Source organism: Vibrio sp. MM46 (genome assembly GCF_027587135.1).
Taxonomy (GTDB): domain Bacteria; phylum Pseudomonadota; class Gammaproteobacteria; order Enterobacterales; family Vibrionaceae; genus Vibrio; species Vibrio harveyi.
Map to the genome: position 1 here is coordinate 1 of NZ_JAPPTO010000093.1, position 694 is coordinate 694.

1 protein-coding gene is annotated in these 694 nt (G+C 48.3%); it reads right to left on the reverse strand.

The features are described from left to right. Nucleotides 1-694: conjugal transfer protein TraG N-terminal domain-containing protein (locus OH459_RS28055; protein WP_269989901.1), on the reverse strand; the 694-nt coding region annotated here is incomplete at both ends.

Below are 694 nucleotides of genomic sequence, written 5' to 3' on the forward strand. Positions count from 1 at the left end.
CACCCCTATCATCAAGATACCGGTCATCCATGCAAAGCGGCTGTGAAGTTCATCGGCTGCGTTGGCATTGGAGAGAACCAGTCCACCAAATTTACCGGAGACATCAGTGGAGAGAGATTCTAACCCCCACAGTTGGAAGCCATTGATGATGGCAAAGAGCGCTGGCCACGTCGCCAGAAAGGCAAACGTTCCAAAATAGTTTTTCAATACCATCATGGTTAAGCCTGGAATGACCGCTGCACCTGCAACAAAAAAGCCTAAGCAAGCAAACAGCATAAACAGCATGGTATGGAGCATGGGTAAATATTCCCTTGCCATCAGTCCTAGTGACGCCCACATCGATGTGGTTTGAAGTTTATTGGTGGTATAGGCGTAATTGAGCGCCGCTTGAGTGGGGTCAAGGCTATCAAGGTTGTAGCGCAGCTCGTTCATCAGCATGTTTTGTTTGATGGTGTTGGAGGCACTGGTGCTGATGGCAAAAAACTTGTTGTAGCTACGCTTGAGCGATTGCACGATTTGTGGTTTGTAGTGATTGGCTTCTTTACCGAGTAAGTGGTGTGCTAACAAGGTGACGTTTTCGTTAGCGGCAGCATTAAAACGCTGTTTTACTATTGGGTAAGCTTCTTCACACAGCTTGTAGCTGCTTCGGCCGCCACCTTCGTCAAGGTAAAGCGCACGCAGTGGACTTTGCTTG